Annotated in this window: 19 protein-coding genes and 1 tRNA gene; 12 read left to right on the top strand and 8 right to left on the bottom strand. The window is 64.9% G+C overall.

Translation table 11 applies throughout. From position 1 onward, the window contains the following. Positions 1–4: 4 nt before the first annotated feature. Positions 5–1,831, bottom strand: a complete 1,827-nt coding sequence (locus AC1Q64_RS04710) for an extracellular solute-binding protein (RefSeq protein WP_492250626.1) — start codon at positions 1,829–1,831, stop codon at positions 5–7. Positions 1,832–1,934: 103 nt separating this feature from the next. Between AC1Q64_RS04710 and fabI the strand changes: the two genes are divergently transcribed. Both fabI and AC1Q64_RS04700 read left to right on the top strand, forming a co-directional pair. Beyond that, a complete protein-coding gene (gene fabI / locus AC1Q64_RS04705; RefSeq protein WP_056064037.1) occupies positions 1,935–2,735 on the top strand; it encodes an enoyl-ACP reductase FabI in 801 nt (266 codons plus the stop codon). A 110-nt stretch (positions 2,736–2,845) separates the two neighbouring features. Then, a complete protein-coding gene (locus AC1Q64_RS04700; protein ID WP_492250625.1) occupies positions 2,846–3,709 on the top strand; it encodes a DNA ligase in 864 nt (287 codons plus the stop codon). Between the two features lie 89 nt (positions 3,710–3,798). On the opposite strand, the gene AC1Q64_RS04695 is transcribed toward AC1Q64_RS04700, so the two are convergent. Further along, a complete protein-coding gene (locus AC1Q64_RS04695) occupies positions 3,799–4,359 on the bottom strand; it encodes a fasciclin domain-containing protein (protein WP_492250624.1) in 561 nt (186 codons plus the stop codon). Between the two features lie 181 nt (positions 4,360–4,540). After that, positions 4,541–6,907, bottom strand: coding sequence for an arginine/lysine/ornithine decarboxylase (locus AC1Q64_RS04690; RefSeq protein ID WP_291434882.1), 2,367 nt, complete (start codon positions 6,905–6,907; stop codon positions 4,541–4,543). Positions 6,908–7,053: 146 nt separating this feature from the next. On the opposite strand from AC1Q64_RS04690, the gene AC1Q64_RS04685 reads away from it, so the two are divergent. From AC1Q64_RS04685 to AC1Q64_RS04660, 6 genes are all read left to right on the top strand, one after another. Further along, complete coding sequence (locus tag AC1Q64_RS04685; RefSeq protein WP_291434883.1) at positions 7,054–7,479, top strand: NfeD family protein; 426 nt, start codon at positions 7,054–7,056, stop codon at positions 7,477–7,479. Between the two features lie 41 nt (positions 7,480–7,520). Further along, complete coding sequence (locus AC1Q64_RS04680; protein ID WP_291434885.1) at positions 7,521–8,438, top strand: SPFH domain-containing protein; 918 nt, start codon at positions 7,521–7,523, stop codon at positions 8,436–8,438. 85 nt (positions 8,439–8,523) lie between these two features. Next, a tRNA-Ser gene (locus AC1Q64_RS04675) sits at positions 8,524–8,613 on the top strand. A 146-nt stretch (positions 8,614–8,759) separates the two neighbouring features. Then, positions 8,760–9,539, top strand: a complete 780-nt coding sequence (locus AC1Q64_RS04670; RefSeq protein WP_492250623.1) for an alpha/beta hydrolase — start codon at positions 8,760–8,762, stop codon at positions 9,537–9,539. 303 nt (positions 9,540–9,842) lie between these two features. Further along, complete coding sequence (locus tag AC1Q64_RS04665; protein ID WP_056064060.1) at positions 9,843–10,028, top strand: hypothetical protein; 186 nt, start codon at positions 9,843–9,845, stop codon at positions 10,026–10,028. Between the two features lie 147 nt (positions 10,029–10,175). After that, positions 10,176–10,553: a hypothetical protein gene (locus tag AC1Q64_RS04660; RefSeq protein WP_291434890.1), complete on the top strand. Its 378-nt coding sequence runs from the start codon at positions 10,176–10,178 to the stop codon at positions 10,551–10,553. A 137-nt stretch (positions 10,554–10,690) separates the two neighbouring features. Here the strand turns inward: AC1Q64_RS04660 and AC1Q64_RS04655 are convergent, their stop codons facing one another. From AC1Q64_RS04655 to AC1Q64_RS04640, 4 genes are all read right to left on the bottom strand, one after another. Further along, entirely contained in the window at positions 10,691–11,380 is a 690-nt protein-coding gene (locus AC1Q64_RS04655) for a hypothetical protein (protein WP_492250622.1), read from the bottom strand. Further along, positions 11,377–12,390, bottom strand: a complete 1,014-nt coding sequence (locus tag AC1Q64_RS04650; RefSeq protein WP_492250621.1) for an MlaD family protein — start codon at positions 12,388–12,390, stop codon at positions 11,377–11,379. The genes AC1Q64_RS04655 and AC1Q64_RS04650 overlap by 4 nt, the downstream gene beginning before the upstream one ends. A 40-nt stretch (positions 12,391–12,430) precedes the next feature. Next, on the bottom strand, positions 12,431–13,231 hold the full coding sequence (locus AC1Q64_RS04645) for an MlaE family ABC transporter permease (protein ID WP_492250620.1): 801 nt from the start codon (positions 13,229–13,231) through the stop codon (positions 12,431–12,433). 157 nt (positions 13,232–13,388) lie between these two features. Continuing rightward, the gene (locus tag AC1Q64_RS04640; protein WP_492250619.1) at positions 13,389–13,853 is read right to left on the bottom strand and encodes a Cd(II)/Pb(II)-responsive transcriptional regulator; all 465 of its coding nucleotides are present in this window, start codon (positions 13,851–13,853) and stop codon (positions 13,389–13,391) included. Between the two features lie 73 nt (positions 13,854–13,926). Here AC1Q64_RS04640 and AC1Q64_RS04635 point away from each other — a divergent pair, with 73 nt between their 5' ends. The 3 genes from AC1Q64_RS04635 to AC1Q64_RS04625 all read left to right on the top strand — a co-directional run bounded on the left by AC1Q64_RS04635 (position 13,927) and on the right by AC1Q64_RS04625 (position 16,297). After that, complete coding sequence (locus AC1Q64_RS04635; protein ID WP_492250618.1) at positions 13,927–14,589, top strand: cation efflux transmembrane domain-containing protein; 663 nt, start codon at positions 13,927–13,929, stop codon at positions 14,587–14,589. Between the two features lie 27 nt (positions 14,590–14,616). Further along, complete coding sequence (locus AC1Q64_RS04630; RefSeq protein WP_492250617.1) at positions 14,617–15,516, top strand: DUF3703 domain-containing protein; 900 nt, start codon at positions 14,617–14,619, stop codon at positions 15,514–15,516. Positions 15,517–15,658: 142 nt separating this feature from the next. Beyond that, a complete protein-coding gene (locus AC1Q64_RS04625) occupies positions 15,659–16,297 on the top strand; it encodes a YitT family protein (protein ID WP_291434902.1) in 639 nt (212 codons plus the stop codon). A 45-nt stretch (positions 16,298–16,342) separates the two neighbouring features. On the opposite strand, the gene AC1Q64_RS04620 is transcribed toward AC1Q64_RS04625, so the two are convergent. Beyond that, positions 16,343–19,900, bottom strand: coding sequence for an EAL domain-containing protein (locus AC1Q64_RS04620; RefSeq protein WP_492250616.1), 3,558 nt, complete (start codon positions 19,898–19,900; stop codon positions 16,343–16,345). 224 nt (positions 19,901–20,124) lie between these two features. Here AC1Q64_RS04620 and AC1Q64_RS04615 point away from each other — a divergent pair, with 224 nt between their 5' ends. Then, on the top strand, positions 20,125–20,628 hold the full coding sequence (locus tag AC1Q64_RS04615; RefSeq protein WP_492250615.1) for a hypothetical protein: 504 nt from the start codon (positions 20,125–20,127) through the stop codon (positions 20,626–20,628). Positions 20,629–20,635 lie beyond the last annotated feature (7 nt).

Below are 20,635 nucleotides of genomic sequence, written 5' to 3'. Positions count from 1 at the left end.
GTGGTTATTTTTGGTCGGGCGCGGTCTGTGGCGGTATGCGCGCCCACCAGGTGTCAATCACCCACCCCTCGCCACTGGAGTACGGCGGCACTGCGGCGGGCTTGGCCAGGCGCCAGGCGTTGTAGGCCATGCGGTGCGTGGCCGCCGTCCATTGCGGAATGAGGTAGTGGCTGTGCGCAATGATGCGCTCCAGCGCGTGGCAGGCGGGCAGTAGCTGGGCTTCGGTTTTGGCCGAGGTCATGGCCTTGATCATGGCGTCCACCGCCGGGTTCTTCACGCCCGCAAAGTTGCCGGAGTCTTCCACGTCGGCCGCCTGGCTGCCGAACATGTCGGCAAACTCCTGACCCGGGTTGTGGGTGCCCTGAAAGGCCATCGAGGTGATGTCGAAGTCAAACTTCTGCAGCCGCTGCTGGTACAGCGCAAAGTCCACGGAGCGGAAGCGCAAGGTGACACCGATCTTTTCGAGGTTGCGCATCCAGGGGGTGATGGTGCGCACTCCAACTTCGTTGCTGTCCATGTATTCCAGCACCATGGCCTCGCCCTTCGCGTTGCGCAGGGCGCCATCGCGCACCTCCCAGCCCGCCTGTTTGAGCAGGGCCTGCGCGCGGCGCAGGTTGGCACGCAATGACGAATCGCCATCGGTGCGTGGGGGCACGGTCATGGGGCCAAAGGCGGTTACGGGAATGTCTTTGCGGTAGGGCTCCATCAGCGCGAGCTCCTCGGGCGACGGGCTGCCTTTGGTTTCGCACGCGGTGTTGCCAAACAGGCCGTTCACGCGCTGGTAGGCGCCGTAGAACATCTGGCGGTTCATCCACTCATAGTCCATCGCCAGGCCCAGGGCCTCGCGCACGCGCGCATCCTGCAGCAGCGGGCGGCGGGTGTTGAGCACGTAGCTCTGAAAGCCCGACGGCAGCTTGTGCTTGAACTCGCCCTTGACCAGCTCGCCGGTGTCGAACTTCTTGCCCGTGACGCGGCGGGCCCAATCGCCCGCGCTGAAGAACCGCATGAGGTCAAACTCGCCCGCCTTCAAGGCTTCCAGCCGCGCGGTGTTGTCCTTGTAAATCTTGACGAGGATGCGGTCGAAGTTGGCCGTACCCTTGCGCACATTGAGATCGCGTGCCCAGTACTGCGGGTCGCGCACATAGGTGATGTCCTTGCCAAACCGCACGGGCCCGATCTTGTAGGGGCCGCTGCCAATGGGGATGTCCATCACCACCTGGTCAAAGGGCTTGGCCTTGCCGTTTTCCACGCCCCAGTCGCGGCTGAACACCGGCAAGCCCCCCACGGTGATGGGAAGCTCGCGATTGGGTTGCTTGAAGCGGTAGCGCACGGTGCGGTCGTTGATCACATCCACGCCCGCCACCTCGATCAGCAAGGTCTTGTACGCAGGTGAGGTGAAGGGGCCCACCAGCGTTTCGTAGCTGTGCTTCACGTCCTGGGCCAGCACCGGCTTGCCGTTGTGAAAGCGCGCCTCGGGCCGCAGCCGGAAGGTGGCGGACAGCCCATCGGGGGCGACCTCTACGTCCTCGGCCAGCAGGCCATAGCCGGTCGCGGTCTCGTCCATGGAGCCCACCAGCAGCGAGTCGAACATCAGCGACGACAGGTAGGCGGGTGCGTTGCCCTTGATGGTGAACGGGTTGTACTTGTCGAAGGTGGAGACGCGCAGGTTGCTGACCAGCCGCAACTCGCCGCCCTTGGGGGCGTCAGGGTTGACGTAGTCGAAATGCGCAAAACCCGCCGGATAGCGCGGCTCGCCCCACAAGGCATACGCATGCGCTGCCCACGCTGGAACAGCACACCCCATCAGCAACAAAGCCAGCCAAAACCGCATGCGACAATTCTGCACTACGTTCGCAGGGGCTTGCAGCCAAAGCCGCATATCCACATGCACCGGGCGCCAAGCCTGCATTCGCTATTCCACAAGGAGATTTCACATGGGTTTTCTGACCGGCAAGAAGCTGCTCATCACGGGCGTGCTGTCCAACCGCTCCATTGCCTACGGCATTGCCAAGGCCTGCCACGAGCAAGGTGCCGAGCTGGCGTTCAGCTACGTGGGCGAGCGCTTCAAGGACCGCATCACCGACTTTGCGGCCGAGTTCAACTCCCAGCTGGTGTTTGACTGCGACGTGGCCAGCGACGAGCAGATCGCGCGCATGTTCGCGGATCTGTCGCAGACCTGGCCGAAGTTTGACGGCTTTGTGCACAGCATCGGCTTTGCACCGCGCGAAGCGATTGCGGGCAACTTTCTGGACGGCTTGAGCCGCGAAGGCTTCCGCATTGCACACGACATCAGCGCCTACAGCTTCCCGGCCATGGCCAAGGCGGCCCTGCCCTATCTGAACGACAAGTCGTCGCTGCTGACACTGAGCTACCTGGGCGCGCTGCGCTCCATCCCCAACTACAACACCATGGGTCTGGCCAAAGCCAGCCTGGAAGCCAGCGTGCGCTACCTGGCAGAGGCCGTGGGCCGCACCGAAGACGGCCGCAGTATCCGCGCCAACGGCATCAGCGCGGGCCCCATCAAGACCCTGGCTGCCAGCGGCATCAAGGACTTTGGCAAGCTGCTCAGCCGCGTGGCGGATGCCTCGCCCCTGCGCCGCAATGTCACGATTGAAGACGTGGGCAACGTGGCGGCCTTCCTGCTGTCCGACCTGGCCTCGGGCATGACCGCCGAGATCACCTACGTGGACGGCGGCTTCAGCCAGACTGCGGGCCTGAGCGCCGACCAGGTGTAATCCCCGCTCAGGCTACACGCCGAGCTCTCAAGCTCTCAAGCTCTCAATTGGCTTCTAGCGCAAGCAAATCATGCGCTGGAAGCTATTTTTTTGATAGCACACACCACAACATGCTCCGCAGACACTACCTGGCCTGGATGGGCCTCGCGCCCCTGGCTGTACTGACCACGCCCCAGGCCTGGGCCGCCGACGCACCCGCCCTGTTACTGGCCAACGTGTACCGCCCCGGCATGCGCCTGGCGGACTACTGGGTGAGCGAAAAATACGATGGCGTGCGCGGCTATTGGGACGGCCACACCCTGCGCACGCGGGGTGGCGAGACAGTGGTCGCCCCGGCGTGGTTCATCGCTGGCTGGCCCGATACGCCCATGGACGGTGAGTTGTGGGCGGGGCGCGGACGATTCAGCCACGCCCAGTCCACCGTGCGCCAGCAGCAGCCGGACGACGCCGCCTGGCGCGAGATGCGCTTCATGGTGTTTGACCTGCCCGCCCATGGCGGCACGTTTGACCAGCGCCTTCCTGCACTGAACAAGCTTGTCGAGGCGCTGGACCAGGCGTGGGTGCAGGCGGTGCCACAACAGCGCGTGGCGAGTGACGCCGCGCTACAGAAGTTGCTGCTGCGCACAGTGCGTGCGGGTGGCGAAGGACTGATGCTGCACCGTGGCGCATCGATGTACCGCGCAGGTCGCGGTGACGACCTCATCAAGGTCAAGACCCACGAAGACACCGAAGCTCGCGTGGTGGCACATCTGCCCGGCCAAGGCCGCCACGCCGGGCGGCTGGGTGCACTGGTGGTGGAGATGCCTTCGGGCCAGCGGTTCCGGCTGGGCGCAGGGTTGACCGACGCCGAGCGCGACCATCCGCCGCCCGTGGGCAGCTGGGTGACCTACCGCTTTCGGGGCACCCACGACAGCGGAGTGCCGCGCTTCGCGAGTTTCGTGCGGGTGCGAGAGGACATGCCGCCGGTCCGCTGACAGGGCCACAGCAACCCCTGGCCGATCCCGGCCCTGCGATGCGGTGGCCATGCACAGCGGGCGGGCAGCGCCTCCCATCAGTTGCGCAATCAGTTAGGCAACAGGACCTTGTCCACCACGTGGATCACGCCGTTGGACTGGTACACGTCGGCAATCGTCACCGTCGCCGTACCGCCCTTTTCGTCCGTCACCATGACGGCATTGCCGCTGGCCTTGGCGGTGAGCGTGCCACCCGCCACCGTCTTGAGGCTGGCCATGCCTTTGCCGTCTGCAATCATCTTGGACAACGCAGCAGCGTCGTACTTGCCCGCCACCACGTGGTAGGTGAGCACCTTGGTCAGGGTGGGCTTGCTCTCGGGCTTGAGCAGCGTGTCGACCGTGCCTGCTGGCAGGGCGGCAAATGCCGCATTGGTGGGCGCAAACACGGTGAACGGACCGGGGCCCTTGAGCGTCTCTACGAGGCCTGCAGCCTTGACCGCAGCCACCAAAGTGGTGTGGTCCTTGGAGTTCACGGCATTGTCGATGATGTCCTTGCTGGCCAGCATGGGCGCACCGCCCACCATGACCTGCGCCATGGCAGGCATTGCGGCAGCGGCCATGGAAGCAGTGAGGGCGATGGTGGCAAGGCGGGCGTTGAATCGAAGGGTCATGAGAATCTCCTGAGAGGTGTGTGAAGACAGTCGTCACCGCATGAAAACCACGCGGCTGACAGTCAATACGGCAGCACCACAACAGCGGATTCAAATGCACAAAAAAAATCGCTCCGCCAGCCATGCCGGGGAGCGATTTCTGGAGAGCTGGTGCACCCAAACACCAGCGCAAAGACAATGTTTACACGTTGCGTCCGTAGGGTCCGTCGTCGCCCACTTGCACCAGGTTCTTGGCAGTCGCCAGCGGCTTGGGGTTCTTGCCGGGCTTACCTTGCTCTGCCACACAGTCGGCGTAGTAGCGCACCTGGCCGTTCTCGTCTTCCACTTCCACCAAGCCATGGATATCGGTCTCAAAGCCCGGGCACAGCTTGGCGAATTCGCGGGCGAACTTGAGGTAGTCCACGATCTTCTTGTTGAAGACCTCGCCCGGGATCAGCAGCGGAATGCCCGGTGGGTACGGCGTGACCAGGCCCACGGTGATGCGGCCTTCCAGATGGTCGATCTCCACGCGCTCGGTGGTGCGATGCGCGATGTGCGCATACGCGTCCGAGGGTTTCATGGCGGGCGTGAGGTCCGACAGGTACATCTCGGTGGTCAGGCGTGCGATGTCGTACTTGGCGTACATCTCGTGCACGTGCTGGCACAGGTCCTTGAGGCCCATGCGCTCGTAGCGCTTGTGCTGCTGGCAGAACTCGGGAAGGATGCGCCACATGGGCTGGTTCTTCTCGTAATCGTCCTTGAACTGCTGCAGCGCGGTGAGCAGCGTGTTCCAGCGGCCCTTGGTGATGCCGATGGTGAACATGATGAAGAAGCTGTACAGGCCCGTCTTTTCCACCACCACGCCGTGCTCGGCGAGGTACTTGGTCACGATGGACGCGGGGATGCCGGTCTTGTCGAACTTGCCGTCCAGGCTCAGGCCCGGCGTGACGATGGTGGACTTGATCGGGTCCAGCATGTTGAAGCCGTCGGCCAGCTGGCCGAAGCCGTGCCACTTGCTGCCCTTCTTGCTCTTGCTGTCGCTGCGGATGATCCAGTCTTCCGCACGGCCGATGCCCTCGTCGGTGAGCTTTTCGGGGCCCCAGACCTTGAACCACCAGTCGTTCTTGCCGAACTCTTCCTCCACCTGGCGCATGGCACGGCGAAAGTCCAGTGCCTCCAGAATGCTCTCCTCCACCAACGCCGTGCCACCGGGCGGCTCCATCATCGCGGCGGCCACATCGCAGCTGGCGATGATGCTGTACTGAGGGCTGGTGCTGGTGTGCATCAGGTAGGCCTCGTTGAACAGGTGGCGGTCGAGCTTGGTGGTCTGCGAGTCCTGCACCAGCACATGCGATGCCTGGCTGATACCGGCCAGCAGCTTGTGGATGGACTGTGTGGCGTACGTCACCGAGTGCTTGGGGCGTGTGCGCTTTTTGCCCATGGCGTGGTAGCTGCCATAGAACGGGTGGAACGCGGCGTGCGGCAGCCAGGCCTCGTCAAAGTGCAGGTTGTCCACATAGCCATCGAGCATGCCCTTGATGGTCTCGGTGTTGTAAAGCACGCCGTCGTAAGTGGACTGCGTGAGTGTGAGCACGCGGGGCTTGACCTTCTTGGCATCCACGCCCTTGAGCAGCGGGTTGGCCTTGATCTTGGCCTCGATGGCCTTGGGCTCAAACTCGCTTTGCGGGATGGGGCCGATGATGCCAAAGTGGTTGCGCGTGGGCTTCATGAACACGGGGATGGCGCCCGTCATGATGATGCTGTGCAGGATGGACTTGTGGCAGTTGCGGTCCACCACCACCACATCGCCAGGGGCCACGGTGTGGTGCCACACCATCTTGTTCGATGTGGATGTGCCGTTGGTCACAAAGAAGCAGTGGTCGGCGTTGAAGATGCGCGCGGCGTTGCGTTCGCTCTCGCCGATGGCACCGTTGTGGTCCAGCAGCTGGCCCAGTTCTTCCACCGCGTTGCACACGTCGGCGCGCAGCATGTTCTCACCATAAAACTGGTGGTACATCTGGCCCACAGGGCTCTTCAGGAACGCCACGCCGCCGGAGTGGCCGGGGCAATGCCAGCTGTACGAGCCGTCTTCGGCATAGTCCAGCAGGGCCTTGAAGAATGGGGGCTGCACGCTCTCCAGATAGCTCTTGGCCTCGCGGATGATGTGGCGCGCCACAAATTCGGGGGTGTCCTCGAACATGTGGATGAAGCCATGCAGCTCGCGCAGGATGTCGTTGGGCAGGTGGCGGCTGGTCTTGGTCTCGCCGTGCACATAAATGGGCACTTCGGTGTTCTTGCGGCGCACCTCGCCAATGAAGTTTCGCAGGCTCAGCACGATGGGATCGAGCCCCTCGCCCTCGGAGAATTCTTCATCGTCGATGGACAAGATGAACGCACTGGCGCGACTTTGCTGCTGCGCAAACTGCGAGAGATCACCATAACTGGTGACCCCCACCACTTCGAAGCCCTCGGCCTCAATGGCCTGCGCGAGCGCACGAATGCCAAGCCCCGAGGTGTTCTCGGAACGATAGTCTTCATCGATGATGATGATGGGAAAGCGAAACTTCATGCGCAGCCTCCAAGGAGCCGTGGCCTGCCCGGCCAAAAATCGAAATAGGCGCGAAGTGTAAGGAATAACGTTGACGCGCCTTTGAACTGCCATCCTTTTGACCCAGAATGTGGTGCACTAAATACAACCACACAAGGAGGTTCACCATGGAGGCATCCACCATCTGGTGGCTGGCGGCAGGGGCCGTGGTCGTGGCAGAACTGCTCACCGGCACTTTCTACTTGCTGATGGTGGCCCTGGGGCTGATGGCTGCCGCCCTGGCGGCCCACCTGGGACTGGCATCCGCGCTGCAAATAGTGTCAGCAGCCATCGTGGGCGGCGGCGCGGTAGTGACCTGCTACCTGATGAGAAAAAAGCGCCCTGGCGACCCGTCTGCGCGTGCGGACCGCAGCGTGAACATGGATGTGGGCGAAACCATCCACATTGAAAGCTGGAACCCGGACGGCACCACCACTGTGAAGTATCGGGGCGCCCAATGGACGGCCATCCACCGCCCTGGTGTCACCCCCTCTACCGGCATGCACCGCGTGGCAGAGCTGGTGGGCAACCGCCTGCTGGTGGACCCGCTGTAACCAACACAGACTCCCTGTCGATCACCAAAGAAAGGCTTCCCATGGAAATTGCCATCGTCATCCTGATCATTGCCGTGATCTTCATCGCCCGCTCGGTCAAGGTCGTGCCCCAGCAAAATGCCTGGGTCAAGGAGCGCCTGGGCAAATATGCAGGCACGCTGACCCCGGGGCTGAACTTTCTGATCCCCTTTGTGGACAAGGTCGCCTACAAGCACAGCCTCAAGGAAATCCCGCTCGATGTACCCAGCCAGGTCTGCATCACCCGCGACAACACCCAGCTGCAAGTAGACGGCATCCTGTACTTTCAGGTCACCGACCCCATGCGCGCCAGCTATGGGTCGAGCAACTACATCATGGCCGTGACCCAACTGGCGCAGACCTCGCTGCGCTCGGTCATCGGCAAGCTCGAACTCGACAAGACCTTTGAAGAGCGCGACATCATCAATGCGCAGGTGGTGCAGGCCATCGACGAAGCCGCACTGAACTGGGGAGTGAAGGTACTGCGCTATGAAATCAAGGACCTCACCCCGCCAAAGGAAATCCTTCACGCCATGCAGGCCCAGATCACTGCAGAGCGGGAAAAGCGCGCACTGATCGCTGCCTCCGAGGGCCGCCGCCAGGAACAGATCAACATCGCCACTGGCGAGCGCGAGGCCTTCATCGCCCGCTCTGAGGGCGAAAAGCAGGCCGTGATCAACAAAGCCCAGGGCGAGGCCGAATCCATCAAGGCCGTGGCCGAAGCCAATGCCCAGGCCATCGAACGCGTGGCCGCCGCCATCCGCCAGCCCGGCGGCGAACAGGCCGTGCAGCTCAAGGTGGCTGAAAAGGCCGTGGACGCATACAGCCAGGTGGCGTCGGACTCCACTACCACCCTCATCGTGCCCAGCAATATGACCGAGGTGTCGGCGCTGATAGGGTCGGCGATGAAGATGGTGCAGACATCCCAAAAGGCGGGCTGACAGCGCGTCGGCCGATGGAAATTTTCAGGCGATACCGACCTGTGGCCAGAACGCCCCCAATCCTGTGGCTATAATCGAGGGCTTCGGAGAGGTGGATGAGCGGTTTAAGTCGCACGCCTGGAAAGCGTGTGTGGGCTAATCCCCACCGCGGGTTCGAATCCCGCCCTCTCCGCCACATATCAACCCAGGTGATTCCGGTCACCTGGGTTTTTTGTTGTTGGGATGGCTTGATGCACACAGTGCCACGGCGCTTTGGGCTGAACATCGCCGACTGGGCGCCCCGCTCGGCGCATCATGGGTGAAATCCCCGGAGATCTGCGAATGCTGATGCGTCGGAAGTTCGTTGGCATCTTGTGGAGCCTCGCGGCTGTGATGGCGCCAGCGTGGGCTCAAGGGACGCTGTTCAAGGTGCCCACCCGCGACGGAGTGACCAACTCCCTGTTCTGGGAGTCTGCTCCGAATGCCAAGGCCACTGTGCTTCTTTTTCCGGGCGGCGCTGGTGGATTCGGAAAGGTAGAGGACGGCAGCCCCACAGGCGGCAACTTTCTGGTCCGCTCTGCCCCGCATTTCATTGCGCGCGGCTACAACGTGGCGATCTTCGGGCGGCCCAGCGACATGGAGCTGGGCTGGAATGAGCGCACGGGCAAGGCACACATGACCGATGTCGCCAAGGTACTCGATTTTTTGAAGCGCCTGAGCGACTTGCCCGTATGGGTTGTGGGCACCAGCCGCGGGACAGTGTCTGCGACAGCGATGGCCGTTCATGTCAAAGACCCGGCGATTGCGGGGCTGGTACTGACCTCCAGCGTGGTGCGCAGGAGCACACCGGGTGCAGTGCCCACTCAAGACCTGCAGGCCATACATATCCCGGTGCTGGTTTACCACCATGCCAGGGACGGCTGCAAACATTGCCAGGCCAGCGACACGCCCGCCATTCTGAGAGGGCTGACACGGGCGCCCGTCAAAAAACTGATGGTGGTGGATGGCGGCTCTCACCCTGTGGGAGACGAGTGCGCAGGACAGCACTGGCACGGCTTCATTGGCATGGAGCAGGAAGCCATTGCCCAGATCACCGCATGGATTCAGGCGCCCGCGCCCTGAGCCATTCCCTGCCGCGATGACCGCTTGAAGGCTCCACAGGAGCCCTCTGCAGCTCGTCAGCTTGGCGCTCCATCCGCCTCGAACTGCAGGCCCTGAAACGCCCCCACCGCGTGCAAGGAGCGGAATGTTTCTGGGAGGTTTGTAAAGGCAACAGGCCGTAACAGTTACCCATAGGCCCTTGGTATCGCACTTGTCTTACACGCGGAACTGCGGCACTTTGCTGAAATCCTAGCCAGCAGCCATTGAGGTTGCGCTGGGAGGTCATTGCGGCCCCTCACCCTTTTTGCTGAAAAGGACTTCACCATGAAACGCCATTCTTTACCGCCGGGAGCGCGCGCGTTGATAGCGTTCATCGGAACCGTGGTGCTGGCAGTGCTGGCAGCGGTGTCTTTGCTGATGCCGGACGTGGCCGTGCAGTCTGTGGATTCGATGTCGCACGGGCTTACCGGGCTCGACCAGATTTTGTCCACCAGCTTTCTGGACCACTGATCCGTGACAACTGCCGACGTGGCTGGTGCTGAGCTGCTGCGCGTGTGCGTCCAAACAGCAACACAGTAGCAAAAAGCATAGCATCGGAGTACCATTCGACGCTGCACACCGGGTGTTTTCGGTGGCATTCTGGAATGGAGGACGATCGTGACCACACGTTTTCGCATCTCTGCAAACCGTTTTTCCTTGATTCGCTTCCCAAAATTCTGGGGCTCGATGGTGTTGCTGGCCACCGTGGTGGGCTGTTCCAGCCCCCGCGACAACGCCCTGGACGAGTTCTCGCGCTGGTACGACGGTGCCAAGGCCCAGGCCCAAGCAGGGGCCATGAGCTGGAGCGAGCTGTACAAGCAAAGCTTTGACCGCCTGACTGCCCTGCCCCCCTCGCTGCAACAAGACACACGTCTCGAAAACACCGTGCTGCTGCTGTCTGTGGCCCGCAAGCTGGAGTCCAACGAAATCAGCCCCCAGCAGTTCGCCATGGAGCGAGACGACATCGAGACCCAGTTGCAGGCTCGCCTGCGCTGACGACGCCACCAGCAGCGGCAATGCAGCTTCTGGCGGCCTGGTCAATGGCTTGAGCAGCGGTTGCTGAAGCAACTGGGGCAGCTTTTTGCCCCCGCCACCGCTCGTTACCTGCCTCCTCCTTAGCGTGGCGTTCACTGCTATCGAGACGTAAACCCCGACTGCTCCACCACCCCCACGCGACGGCGCAACGCATCGGCTGCCGCAGTGTCCCCGGCAGCCTCTGCCCTTTGCACCTGTAGCAGCAACCACGCCATCAGCGGCCTGCGCCAGCCTTGCGCCGACGCGGTATCGGTGGCCGTGGCGATCACGGCAGGGCTGGCACGCCCCGTCTGCAACAGCACGCCCGCCGCCACCAGCCGCGAAAGTGGGTCGGCAATGCCTGCCAAGGCGGCAGCGTTGCCTGCCGTGGCGACCGCACGCTGCGCCGTTGGCAATAGAGCCACCTGTCCGGCTTGTACGCGGCCCGCCAGATAGTCGGCATAGGCCTGTTCGGGCGCTGCGGCATCGGTCCGCAATGCCTCAAAGCGTTCACACGGCTCGGTGACCAGACTCGCCACCTGGGCCGCACAGCGCATCAGTTCCAGGCGCGCCAGCAGATCGGGGCGGCCCGTGCGGGCGACTTCGGCGCGGGCGCGGTCCCATTCGAGCTTTTCCACGCGCGCATTGCCAGACAGGTAGGCATCGATGGCCTTCTGGGACGCGCCCTGGGCATTCATCTGCCAGTCGGGCACCGGAGGATGGCTGGAGCACGCAGCCAACACAACGGCACAGCCGATAGCCAAAAGGCGGAACATGACCCGCGAACGATAGGGAGCAGATGGGTTCATGGCAGCTTCAGCTCCGTATCACGTGCAAAGGGCCATTTGCGGTTGATCTCGTTGACCAGGCTTTCTACCTTGCGCAGGTTGCTTTCCACCTCGGCGCGCAGCGCGCCCAGATCGGTGGTAGCTTCGCGGGCATTGGCGCCAATGGCCTGGGCCTCCACCAGCACAGCATCCACCTTCTTGAGGCTGGTGCGGGTGTCGGACAACAAACCATTGAGCTGGGCCACGGTGGCGCGCACCTCAGGCACCAGCGCGTCCTTGTTGCCCGCGCTGCCAAACACCTGTTTGTCGGCGCGGGCGGCCATGCCGTCCAGGCGCGCCAGCAGCGCGTTGGTGCGCTCCAGCGTGGCCACAATTTTCTTCGCATCGGCTTCGTTGCCCATCAGCACGCCCAGGGCGCCGCCCGGCCCGTTCAGGCGCTCCGTGAGGGCCTTGACGTTGGTCAGGGTGTTGCCCAGCGCGGCGTCGGGCGACGTCAGGGCGTTCAGGTTGGTCAGCAGCTCGCGCGCGGTGGCCATGAGCTGCGGGATCTCCGCCGTGGCATCCCCGCGCAACACCGGCCGCACCGCGCCATCGGGCAGTGCAGGGTCGGTCAGGATGCCGGAGTACGCCCGGATGTTGGTGCCCCCCACCAGACCGCGCACCAGCGTGAACACGCTGGACTCGCGCAGCCAGTGCGCGTCCTTGCGGGGCACGTCCACCAGGATGCGGGCATTGCCCGATTCGGCCAGCTCGATGCGCCGCACGCGGCCAATGGGAAAGCCCGAGAAGGTCATGTCCATGCCCACCACCACGCCTTCGGAGTCATCGGCCGTCAGCACCAGCGTCTGCGTGGGCTCAAAAGCACCCCGCGCATACAGCAGGTACAGGCCCGAACCCACGATGAGGGCCAAGGTGAACAGCAGCAGCGCCGCAGCCTTGAGTTCCAGATAGGCCACCGGGCGCAGGGTCTCGACCGGAGGCGCGTCGGCCCCGGCGGGGCCATGCGATGGGTGAGGAGGATGGTCGTTCATGTCGTGGGTTTATGCGGGTGGGTGCGACCGGCGCGGGCCGTCAGTAGTAGTTGCCCATGAGCGAGGCCACCTCGATCAGCAGCAGCACCGCAAACATGCGGGCCAGGCCGCCCAGTTCCGAATCGGGCTGGGTGCGCTCACCGCTGTCATAGAGGCCAGCAGCCATGGGAATCAGCGCCACGGCCAAGCTGAAGAACAGGGTCTTGAGCACAAACACCATGGTCACGCTGGGCGAAAACACCTGTCCGAACATGCGCGTGTAGCTCGGCAGCCCCGCCATGTTGAAGCCGTACACCCCCAGGTACGCCAGCACCAGCGCCACCACGCAACTGAGCGCAGCCAGCGTGACGCAGGCAAACACCCCGGCAATCACGCGGGGCAGCAGTTCGATGCGCACCGGGTCGGAGCCCTGGCGGCGCAGCGCCTCGAACCGGCCCGTGAGCCGCAGGTGCGCCAGTTGCGAGCCGTTAGGAATGGTGCAGCGCATGGCCACAAACAAGGCGGCCGTGAGCGGGATGAGCTCCAGCACCAGCACGCGGATCACCATCTCCAGCGCATAGCGCGACAGCCCGTAGCTCAGCGCCGTGACCACCACGATACGCGTGAGCACCAGGCTGATGAGCGCCGCCAGCACCGTAAAGCCCAGCAGCACCGGCGCCGTGTCCAGATACAGGTGCCGGGCCAGGGCGCGGCGGGTGCCCCTGCCGTAGCTGGACGGCGACAACACCAGCACCAGCACCACCGCGCCCAGATACAGGATGCGCCACCAGGCCACCGCCCAGCGCCGCGCCGTGTTCCACACACGTTCGGGCAGGGAGAGGCCGGGAAGGCGCGAGATCATGGGCGGATCATAGCGGGGGCCTGCGCCAGGGCAGCCCATGGCAGGCTTCTGGAGATATTTGGGCCATTTTCGGGCGGTAGCGCTACAAGCATATGCCCAAGCAGCTATCAATTAAATAGCGAACAGCACACACGCAGCCACGCCGCACAACAACTGCTCACACATGGCGCTTGCCCTGGCTGGGAGGGGCAGCAGCGCCCACGGGCTGCGCGTCAGCCCGCGCATGCAGCGCTTCGATGATGTGGCAGGTGGCGTCCGCGCCATCGCAACGGCTGCGCAGCGCCTGCAGGTCCGCCTCCAGCGCCTGCAGCTCGGCCAGACGGGTGCGCACATGCACCAGGTGTGCATCCAGCGTGTCGCAGGCGGCATGGCAGTCCGTCTTGCTGTCCCAGTCCAGCGCCAGCAAGGTCCTGACCTCGTCCAGCGACATGTCCATGGCGCGGCACAGGCGGATAAACCGCAGCTGGTGCACGTCCGCCCTGCTGTACAGGCGATAGCTGTTGTCGCCGCGCGCACCAGGCGGCAGCAGCCCCTCTTTTTCGTAGTACCGGATGTTGGCGGCCGACACGCCGGACTGCTGGGCAGCCTCGCCGATACGGAACTGTGCAGCGTTTTGGTCCATGGGCTTGACTTTCAAGTGACTTCAAGGTTTCCAATGATGCCATCGCTTTCCAAAACCGCCAGGAGAAGAAACCATGTCTGCCCATTGCCACCACGACCACGGGGCCACCGGCCACAGCCACGACGCCCCGGCCAGCGCCGACCCACGCTACCGCCGCATCCTGTGGATTGCGCTCATCGTCAACGCCGCCATGTTTTTGGTGGAGCTGGGCGCGGGCACCCAGTCGGGGTCGGCATCGCTGCTGGCCGACGCCATCGACTTTCTGGGTGACGCCGCCAACTACGGCCTGTCGCTGTGGGTGCTGGCCATGGCGCTGACCTGGCGGGCCCGTGCCGCGCTGGTCAAGGGCGCCAGCATGTTGGCGTTTGGCGTGTTCGTGATCGGCCGGGTGGCCTGGGGGGTGTGGCAAGGGGTCCCGCCGGAGCCCTTCACCATGGGCGGCGTGGGTCTGCTGGCGCTGGCGGCCAACCTGGGCGTGGCCGCCCTGCTCTACGCCTGGCGCGAGGGCGATGCCAACATGCGCGGCGTGTGGCTGTGCACGCGCAACGACGCGCTGGGCAATCTGGCCGTGATGGCCGCCGCGCTGGGGGTGCTGGGCACGGGCACGGCCTGGCCGGACCTGGCGGTGGCGGCCATCATGGCGGGCCTGGCCATCAGCGGCGGCTGGAGCGTGATCCGCCACGCGCGGCAGGAGCTGGCCAGCACGGCAGCCGCCCCTGCAACGCACGGGTGCTGAACCGTGCGCCTGCGCCTGTCCACCCCTTTGAATGCACCCCCTGAATGGGTGGCCGCGCAGCTTCAAAGCACAGCGGTGTTTCGCCACATTGCGGCGCCGCTGGTGCTGTTCCGCCCCACCTGTGGCACACCGTGGCCCGCTCACTGGTCCCCCGGCGACCTGCAGTTGCAGATGCGGCTGCTGGGGCTGTTGCCCATGGGTTCGCAAACCGTGCGCATCTCCATCGAGCCATCTGCCCAGGCCGGTGGCTGGCCCACGCTGCGCGACAACGGCGAGGGCGCGCTGATGCGGCGCTGGGACCACCGCATCACGCTGCAGCCACTGCCCGACGGCCACACGCTTTACACCGACGACATCGACGTGGTCGCGCGCCACCTGCCCTGGCTGATGACGCCCCTGAGCGGGGCGTTTGCCCAGGTGTTCTACCGGCACCGGCAACGGCGCTGGCGCCAGTTGGCCGCACGCCGCGCTGCAGACCCCATGGCCGACCCCATGCGCCAGCAACGCGCGTTCGACCACCTGCTAGCCGCGTTTGACCGCGACGCGGGTGCGCCGCCAGCCACCCGCTGGCGCTGGCTGGAGGCCGCTCACGTGCTGGGGCAGAGCACGCTGTTCCTGCATTGGCGGTCCCACAGGGTCATGCTGCGCTACGCCCTGCAGTTGCGCGACCTGCGCGAGGCCGGCGGGCAGGTGCTGCGGCTGGCGTTGGTGCCGCTGGGGCACTTGCTGGCACGGCTGCCCATAGGCAATACGGGCCGGGCGCGGGTGAGTGCGCTGGCGCCCATGGCACCGCAGCCGCACATCACGCGCTTGATCAACGAGGCGCTGGCGGCGGCCAGCCTGCCGGCGCTCAACATTTGGCAAAAAATGGCGGTAGCGCATGATCTACATGCGCAGGCAGCTAACAATTCCAGAGCAATCGGCTGACTTGCGCTTGGCCGCCTGCCACCAGGAATTTGATGCACGACAAGCCCGGCATGGGGCTTGCATGGTCCAATTCACCGCTCGTGCGCACCCGGTTGCCCTTTGGGGGCCGCACGCACAGCCTTCACTCCCCTGCACTTTGCCCATGTCATCCCGCTCCCCTGCCGCCTCCGCAGCGCCTGCCCCCCTGGCCGTGCCCCACAGCCTGACGGAAGATGCCGTAGCCATCTTCACCGGGGTGTTGCTGATCTCGGTGGGGGTGGCGTTTTTCACCAGCGCGGGGTTGCTCACGGGCGGCACGGCGGGGTTGGCATTCTTGCTGCACTACGCCACGGGCATCGGTTTTGGCAAGATTTTCTTTGTGCTCAACCTGCCGTTTTACTGGCTGGCACTGCGCAAGCTGGGCCGCGCCTTCACCGTCAAGACCTTCATCGCGGTGCTGCTCTTGTCGCTGCTGACCGAGCTGCAGTCGCAGTTCCTACAGTTTGCGCAGTTGCAGCCGCTGTATGCCGCCATTGCGGGCGGGCTGATCACGGGCACCGGGTTTCTGGTGCTGTTCCGCCACCGCTGCAGCCTGGGCGGCGTGGGCATTGCGGCGCTGTACCTGCAAGACCGCTACGGCTGGCGCGCTGGCAAGGTGCAGATGGCTGTGGACTGCTGCATCGTGCTGCTGGCCCTGTGGACGGTGGAGCCCCTGCGCGTGGCCTGGTCCATTGCTGGCGCCGTGGCACTCAACCTGGTGCTGGCCATGAACCACCGGCCAGGCCGCTACATGGCGGTGTAGTCCCGGGCCGCAGGCGATTGAGCGCCCTGCAGAGACGCACCCCGTCTACGTGGAAACCTGCCAGCCCAGCCCGCTGTGCAGCCGGTGCTCCAGCGCCTCGATGGGCACCGGGCGGCTGAACAGGTAGCCCTGCCACAGCGTGCAGCCGTGGCGCTCCAGAAACGCGCGCTGCGCCTCGGTCTCGACCCCCTCGGCAATCACGTCGATGCCCAGGCTCTGGGCCATGCCGATGATGGTCTGCACGATGAGCGCATCGGTGTGCTGAATGCCGATGTTGCGCACAAAGCTCTGGTCGATCTTGAGCTGGTCCAGCGGCAGCCGTGTCAGGTACGACAGCGACGACTGGCCGGTGCCAAAGTCGTCCATCGAAAAGCGCAGGCCCAGCGCTCGCAACGCGTTCATCTTGGCGATGGTGTCGTCCACGTTGTCCAGCGCCAGGCTCTCGGTCAGCTCCAGCTTCAGGCGGTCGGGCCGCGCGCCGGTCTGGCGCAGCACGGCCACCACCTGCTCCACGAAGTCGGCCTGTCGGAACTGGCGCGCGCTCACGTTCACCGCCAGTTGCAGGTCGGCCGTAGCGGGGTGCTCCTGCCAGCGACGCAGCTGCGCACATGCAGTCTGCAGCACCCACAGGCCAATGGGCAGGATGAGTCCGGTCTCTTCGGCCAGCGGGATGAACTCGAACGGTGGCACCATGCCGCGCGCCGGGTGGTTCCAGCGGATCAGCACCTCGGCCCCCACCACGTGGGTGCCGCAGCCCACCTGCACCTGGTAGTGCAGTGTGAACTGGCCTTGGTCCAGCGCAGCGCGCAGGTCGTTCTCCAGCGCAGCTCGGGCGGTCAATGCGGCCTGCATGCGGGGGTCAAAAAAGCGGATGCCGTTGCGCCCTGCCGTCTTGGCGGCGTACATGGCCAGGTCGGCGTGCTTGACCACGTCTTCCACCGTCTGGCTCTGGCCACTGAACAACACCGCGCCCACGCTGGTGGTGCTGTGCACATGGTGCGATGCGAGCTGGTAGGGCTGGTTGAGCGCGGCCAGAATCTTTTCGCCCACCGTCTGCGCCTGCTCGGCCGCGTCGGTGGCGAGGGCACCCAGGTCTTCCAGCAGCACCAGAAACTCGTCACCGCCCAGCCTTGCCACGGTGTCGCCTTCACGCACGCAGGCTGTCAGCCGCTGGGCCACCTGCTGCAGCAGCACATCGCCCATGTCGTGGCCCAGGGTATCGTTGAGGTTCTTGAAGTGGTCCAGGTCCAGGCAAAGCAGTGCCCCTTGCAGCCCTGAGCGCGCGCTGGTGGCAAAGGCCTGTTGCAGCCGGTCCATCATCAGGCGGCGGTTGGGCAGATGGGTTAGCGGGTCGTAGAACGCCAGGTGCTCGATCTCGCGCGCCGCCGCCGCGCGCTGGGTGATGTCGCTGAGCGTGGCCACATAGTGCGTCAGCACCCCGTGCTGGTCTGTCACAGCGGTGATGGCCATGAAGTGCAGGTTCACCTCGCCGCTCTTGCAGCGGTTCCACAGCTCGCCCTTCCACTCGCCCGTGCTGGCCAGGCTGGCCCGCATGGCATCGAAAAAAACCTTGTCGTGGTGGCCCGAGGCCAGCAGGCTGGCGCAGTGACCCGCCACCTCGTCAGCGCCGTAGCCGGTGATGCGGCTGAACGCCCGGTTGGTGCGCAGGATGAGGGTGTCCGCGTCGGTGACGATCATGCCCTCCTGCGATTCAAACGCAATGGCTGCAATGCGCAGTTCGTTCTCGTCGCGCTTGCGGGCTGATATATCCTTGCCCACGCCCCGGTAGCCACAAAACACACCGTCCTCGTCAAACACGGGCGTGCCGCTGATGGACACCCAGTACGAGTAGCCCTGCTGGTCGCGGCGCTCGAACTCGAAGTCGCGGAACTCCTGGTGGCGCTCCAGCAGCGCACGGTGCTCCTCCCACAGCGCATCGCTCATGCCCGGCGCAGCCAGCTCCCAGCGTGTCTTGCCCATGTGCAGCGCGGCCTCCTGCACCAGCCGGTCATCGGCCCGGCCCTCTACATGCGTGAGGCGAAACTGCGCGTCCTGCTCCCAGTACCAGTCGGACGACAGTCCTGTCAGGGTGCGAAACCGCGCCTCGTTGTCCTCCAGCTTGCGGCGCACGCGGTAGGCCTCGCTCACGTCGCTGAACACCAGCACCACCCCCACGATCTGCCCGTGGGCGTTGCGGATAGGGGCAGCGCTGTCAGCAATGTGATATTCGGCCCCATGCCGGGCCAGCAGTGTGGTGTGGTTGCTTAACGCCACCACCTGGCCCCTGTCCATCACCAGCTGCACAGGGTCCACCTGCGGCTCGCGGGTACCGGTGTTGACGATGCGGAACACCTCGGGCAACGGCTGCCCCACGGCCTGTGCCAGGGGCCAGCCCGTTAGGCGCTCGGCCACCGCGTTCATGCGGGTGATGCGGCCCTGCGCGTCGGTGGCGATCACGCCATCGCCGATGGAGTGCAGCGTGATGGCCAGGTTTTCTTCGCTCTGCCGCAGTTCGGCCTCGGCTTTCTGGCGCGTCAGGGCCATACGGTCAAAACGGCGGCCCAGTTCGGTCAGCTCCTGCAGGCCTGTGGCGGGCACGCGCGACACATAGCGCCCCTCAGCCAGTTCGTCCGTGGCGTGCAGCAGGCACCGCAGGGGCCGCATCACGCCGCGCCGCACGCCCACCTGCGCCACGGCAAAGGACAGCACCAGGCCGCCCAGCAAGAACGCCATCTCGGTCCACATGCGGCTGTTGGCCGCGGCGTACAGGTTGTCCAGCGGCACCGTCAAACTCATGGTGGCCACGGGTTTACCGCCCGCCTCGATGAGTGGCTGGAACACCACCAGCTCAGGGGTGCCATCCGCGCGCGTGCGCTGGCGCTGCCCCTGCGGGGTCTGTAGCACCAGGGCGCGGAACTCGCCATCGGCAAACGGAGCCCCCAGCTCGCTGGCATCGGGCGGGTAGCGCGCCAACACACGGCCGTCGGGGTCGGACACGCGGGCCACCGCGCCGTCCGGCAGCCCAAGGTCGGTAAGCCGCAGGCTCCACCACTCCAGCGACACCACCGCCACGGCAGCGGCCACCACGTCTTGCGTGCCCGGCGGAATCACCGGGTAGGCAAAGTTGACACTGGCCACCTGGGCAGCGCGGTCTACCTGGAAGCTGCCCACCGCAAAGTCCCGCCCCGAGATCGTCTGCTGAAAATACGAGCGGTTGGCCACATTGACAGGCGCCTTCAGCGGCCGCGCATTGCACAGCAGCTCGCCATCCGCCCGAGGCACGCCAATGTTGACGTAGGTGGTGTTGAGCGACAGCACTTCGGCCAGGTAGCGCCCGCACTGGAGAGCGGATGGGTCGTGCACCTGCGGCATGGCGGCCAGCTGCTGCAGAAACTGGCGGGTGTTCTGAATCAGCCGTTGCTGGGTACCTGCCACCGACTGAAGGGTCTGTAGCGCGCGCTCTTCGGCGGCAGCGATCGCGTCTGTGCGGTGGGTCCGTGCCTGATACACCACCAGCAGCACCGCCGGCAGCGTGGCCCACAGCACCAGCCAGCGAATCCGCGCGGACAAGGTGCTCCACATTCCAGCGACCCATGGGGGCATACCGACCTTTCTGTGCAAGAGAAAGACGCCTGAGCACACATTTGCCAGCACCTGCGGACAGGCGGGCAGACATGTTTAGTCACATGTTACTGCCCATGCTCCAAAAAGGCATTCACGATTTGCGCGGGTTTGCCTCCAGGGTCTTTGACCGGTTGCCCATGCGCGCCGGGCAAGAAAAGGGTGTGCCTGCGGAACCTTGCGCCGCCCCGCCGTATCATTGACGGATGCGTCGCGGCTTTTTCTTCCTGCTGATGGTGGTGCTGGTCCTTCGGGGCCTGACGGGCACGGCCATGGCGGCCGGCCTGGTAGTGCCGCTGCTGCCAGCAGGCCCTGCGCAACATACTGAGGCCCATCAGCCCATGCCAGAAGGCATGGCCCACGACCAGGGCCACCCGCACGATCATTCCGCAACCCTTGCGCAGGCCGAGGGCCTGGCACCCGCCGACGCCCACGCCCACCACGGCGCCCCGGCCGCCGAGCCCGCCATCGACCACACTGCCAGCCACTCTGCAGCCTGCCAGGACCACGGCACGGGCTGCCCCCCTCACAGCGACCACGACCACCACAGCGCCAGCTGCTCGGCCTGCGAAATCTGCCACTCGGCCATGCTGGGCCTGCCCGCATCGCTGACCCCCGCCCCCCTGCCAGCCGGAGCCCTGCTGCCCCTGGCATCCGCGCAGTTTGACAGCGCCCCTGCGGCGCTGGCCATCAAACCACCCATCGCCTGATCTCCGA

It is taken from the genome of Acidovorax sp. GW835-FHT14G06 (assembly GCF_058793595.1).
This window is presented reverse-complemented; position numbering and strand designations above follow the sequence as displayed.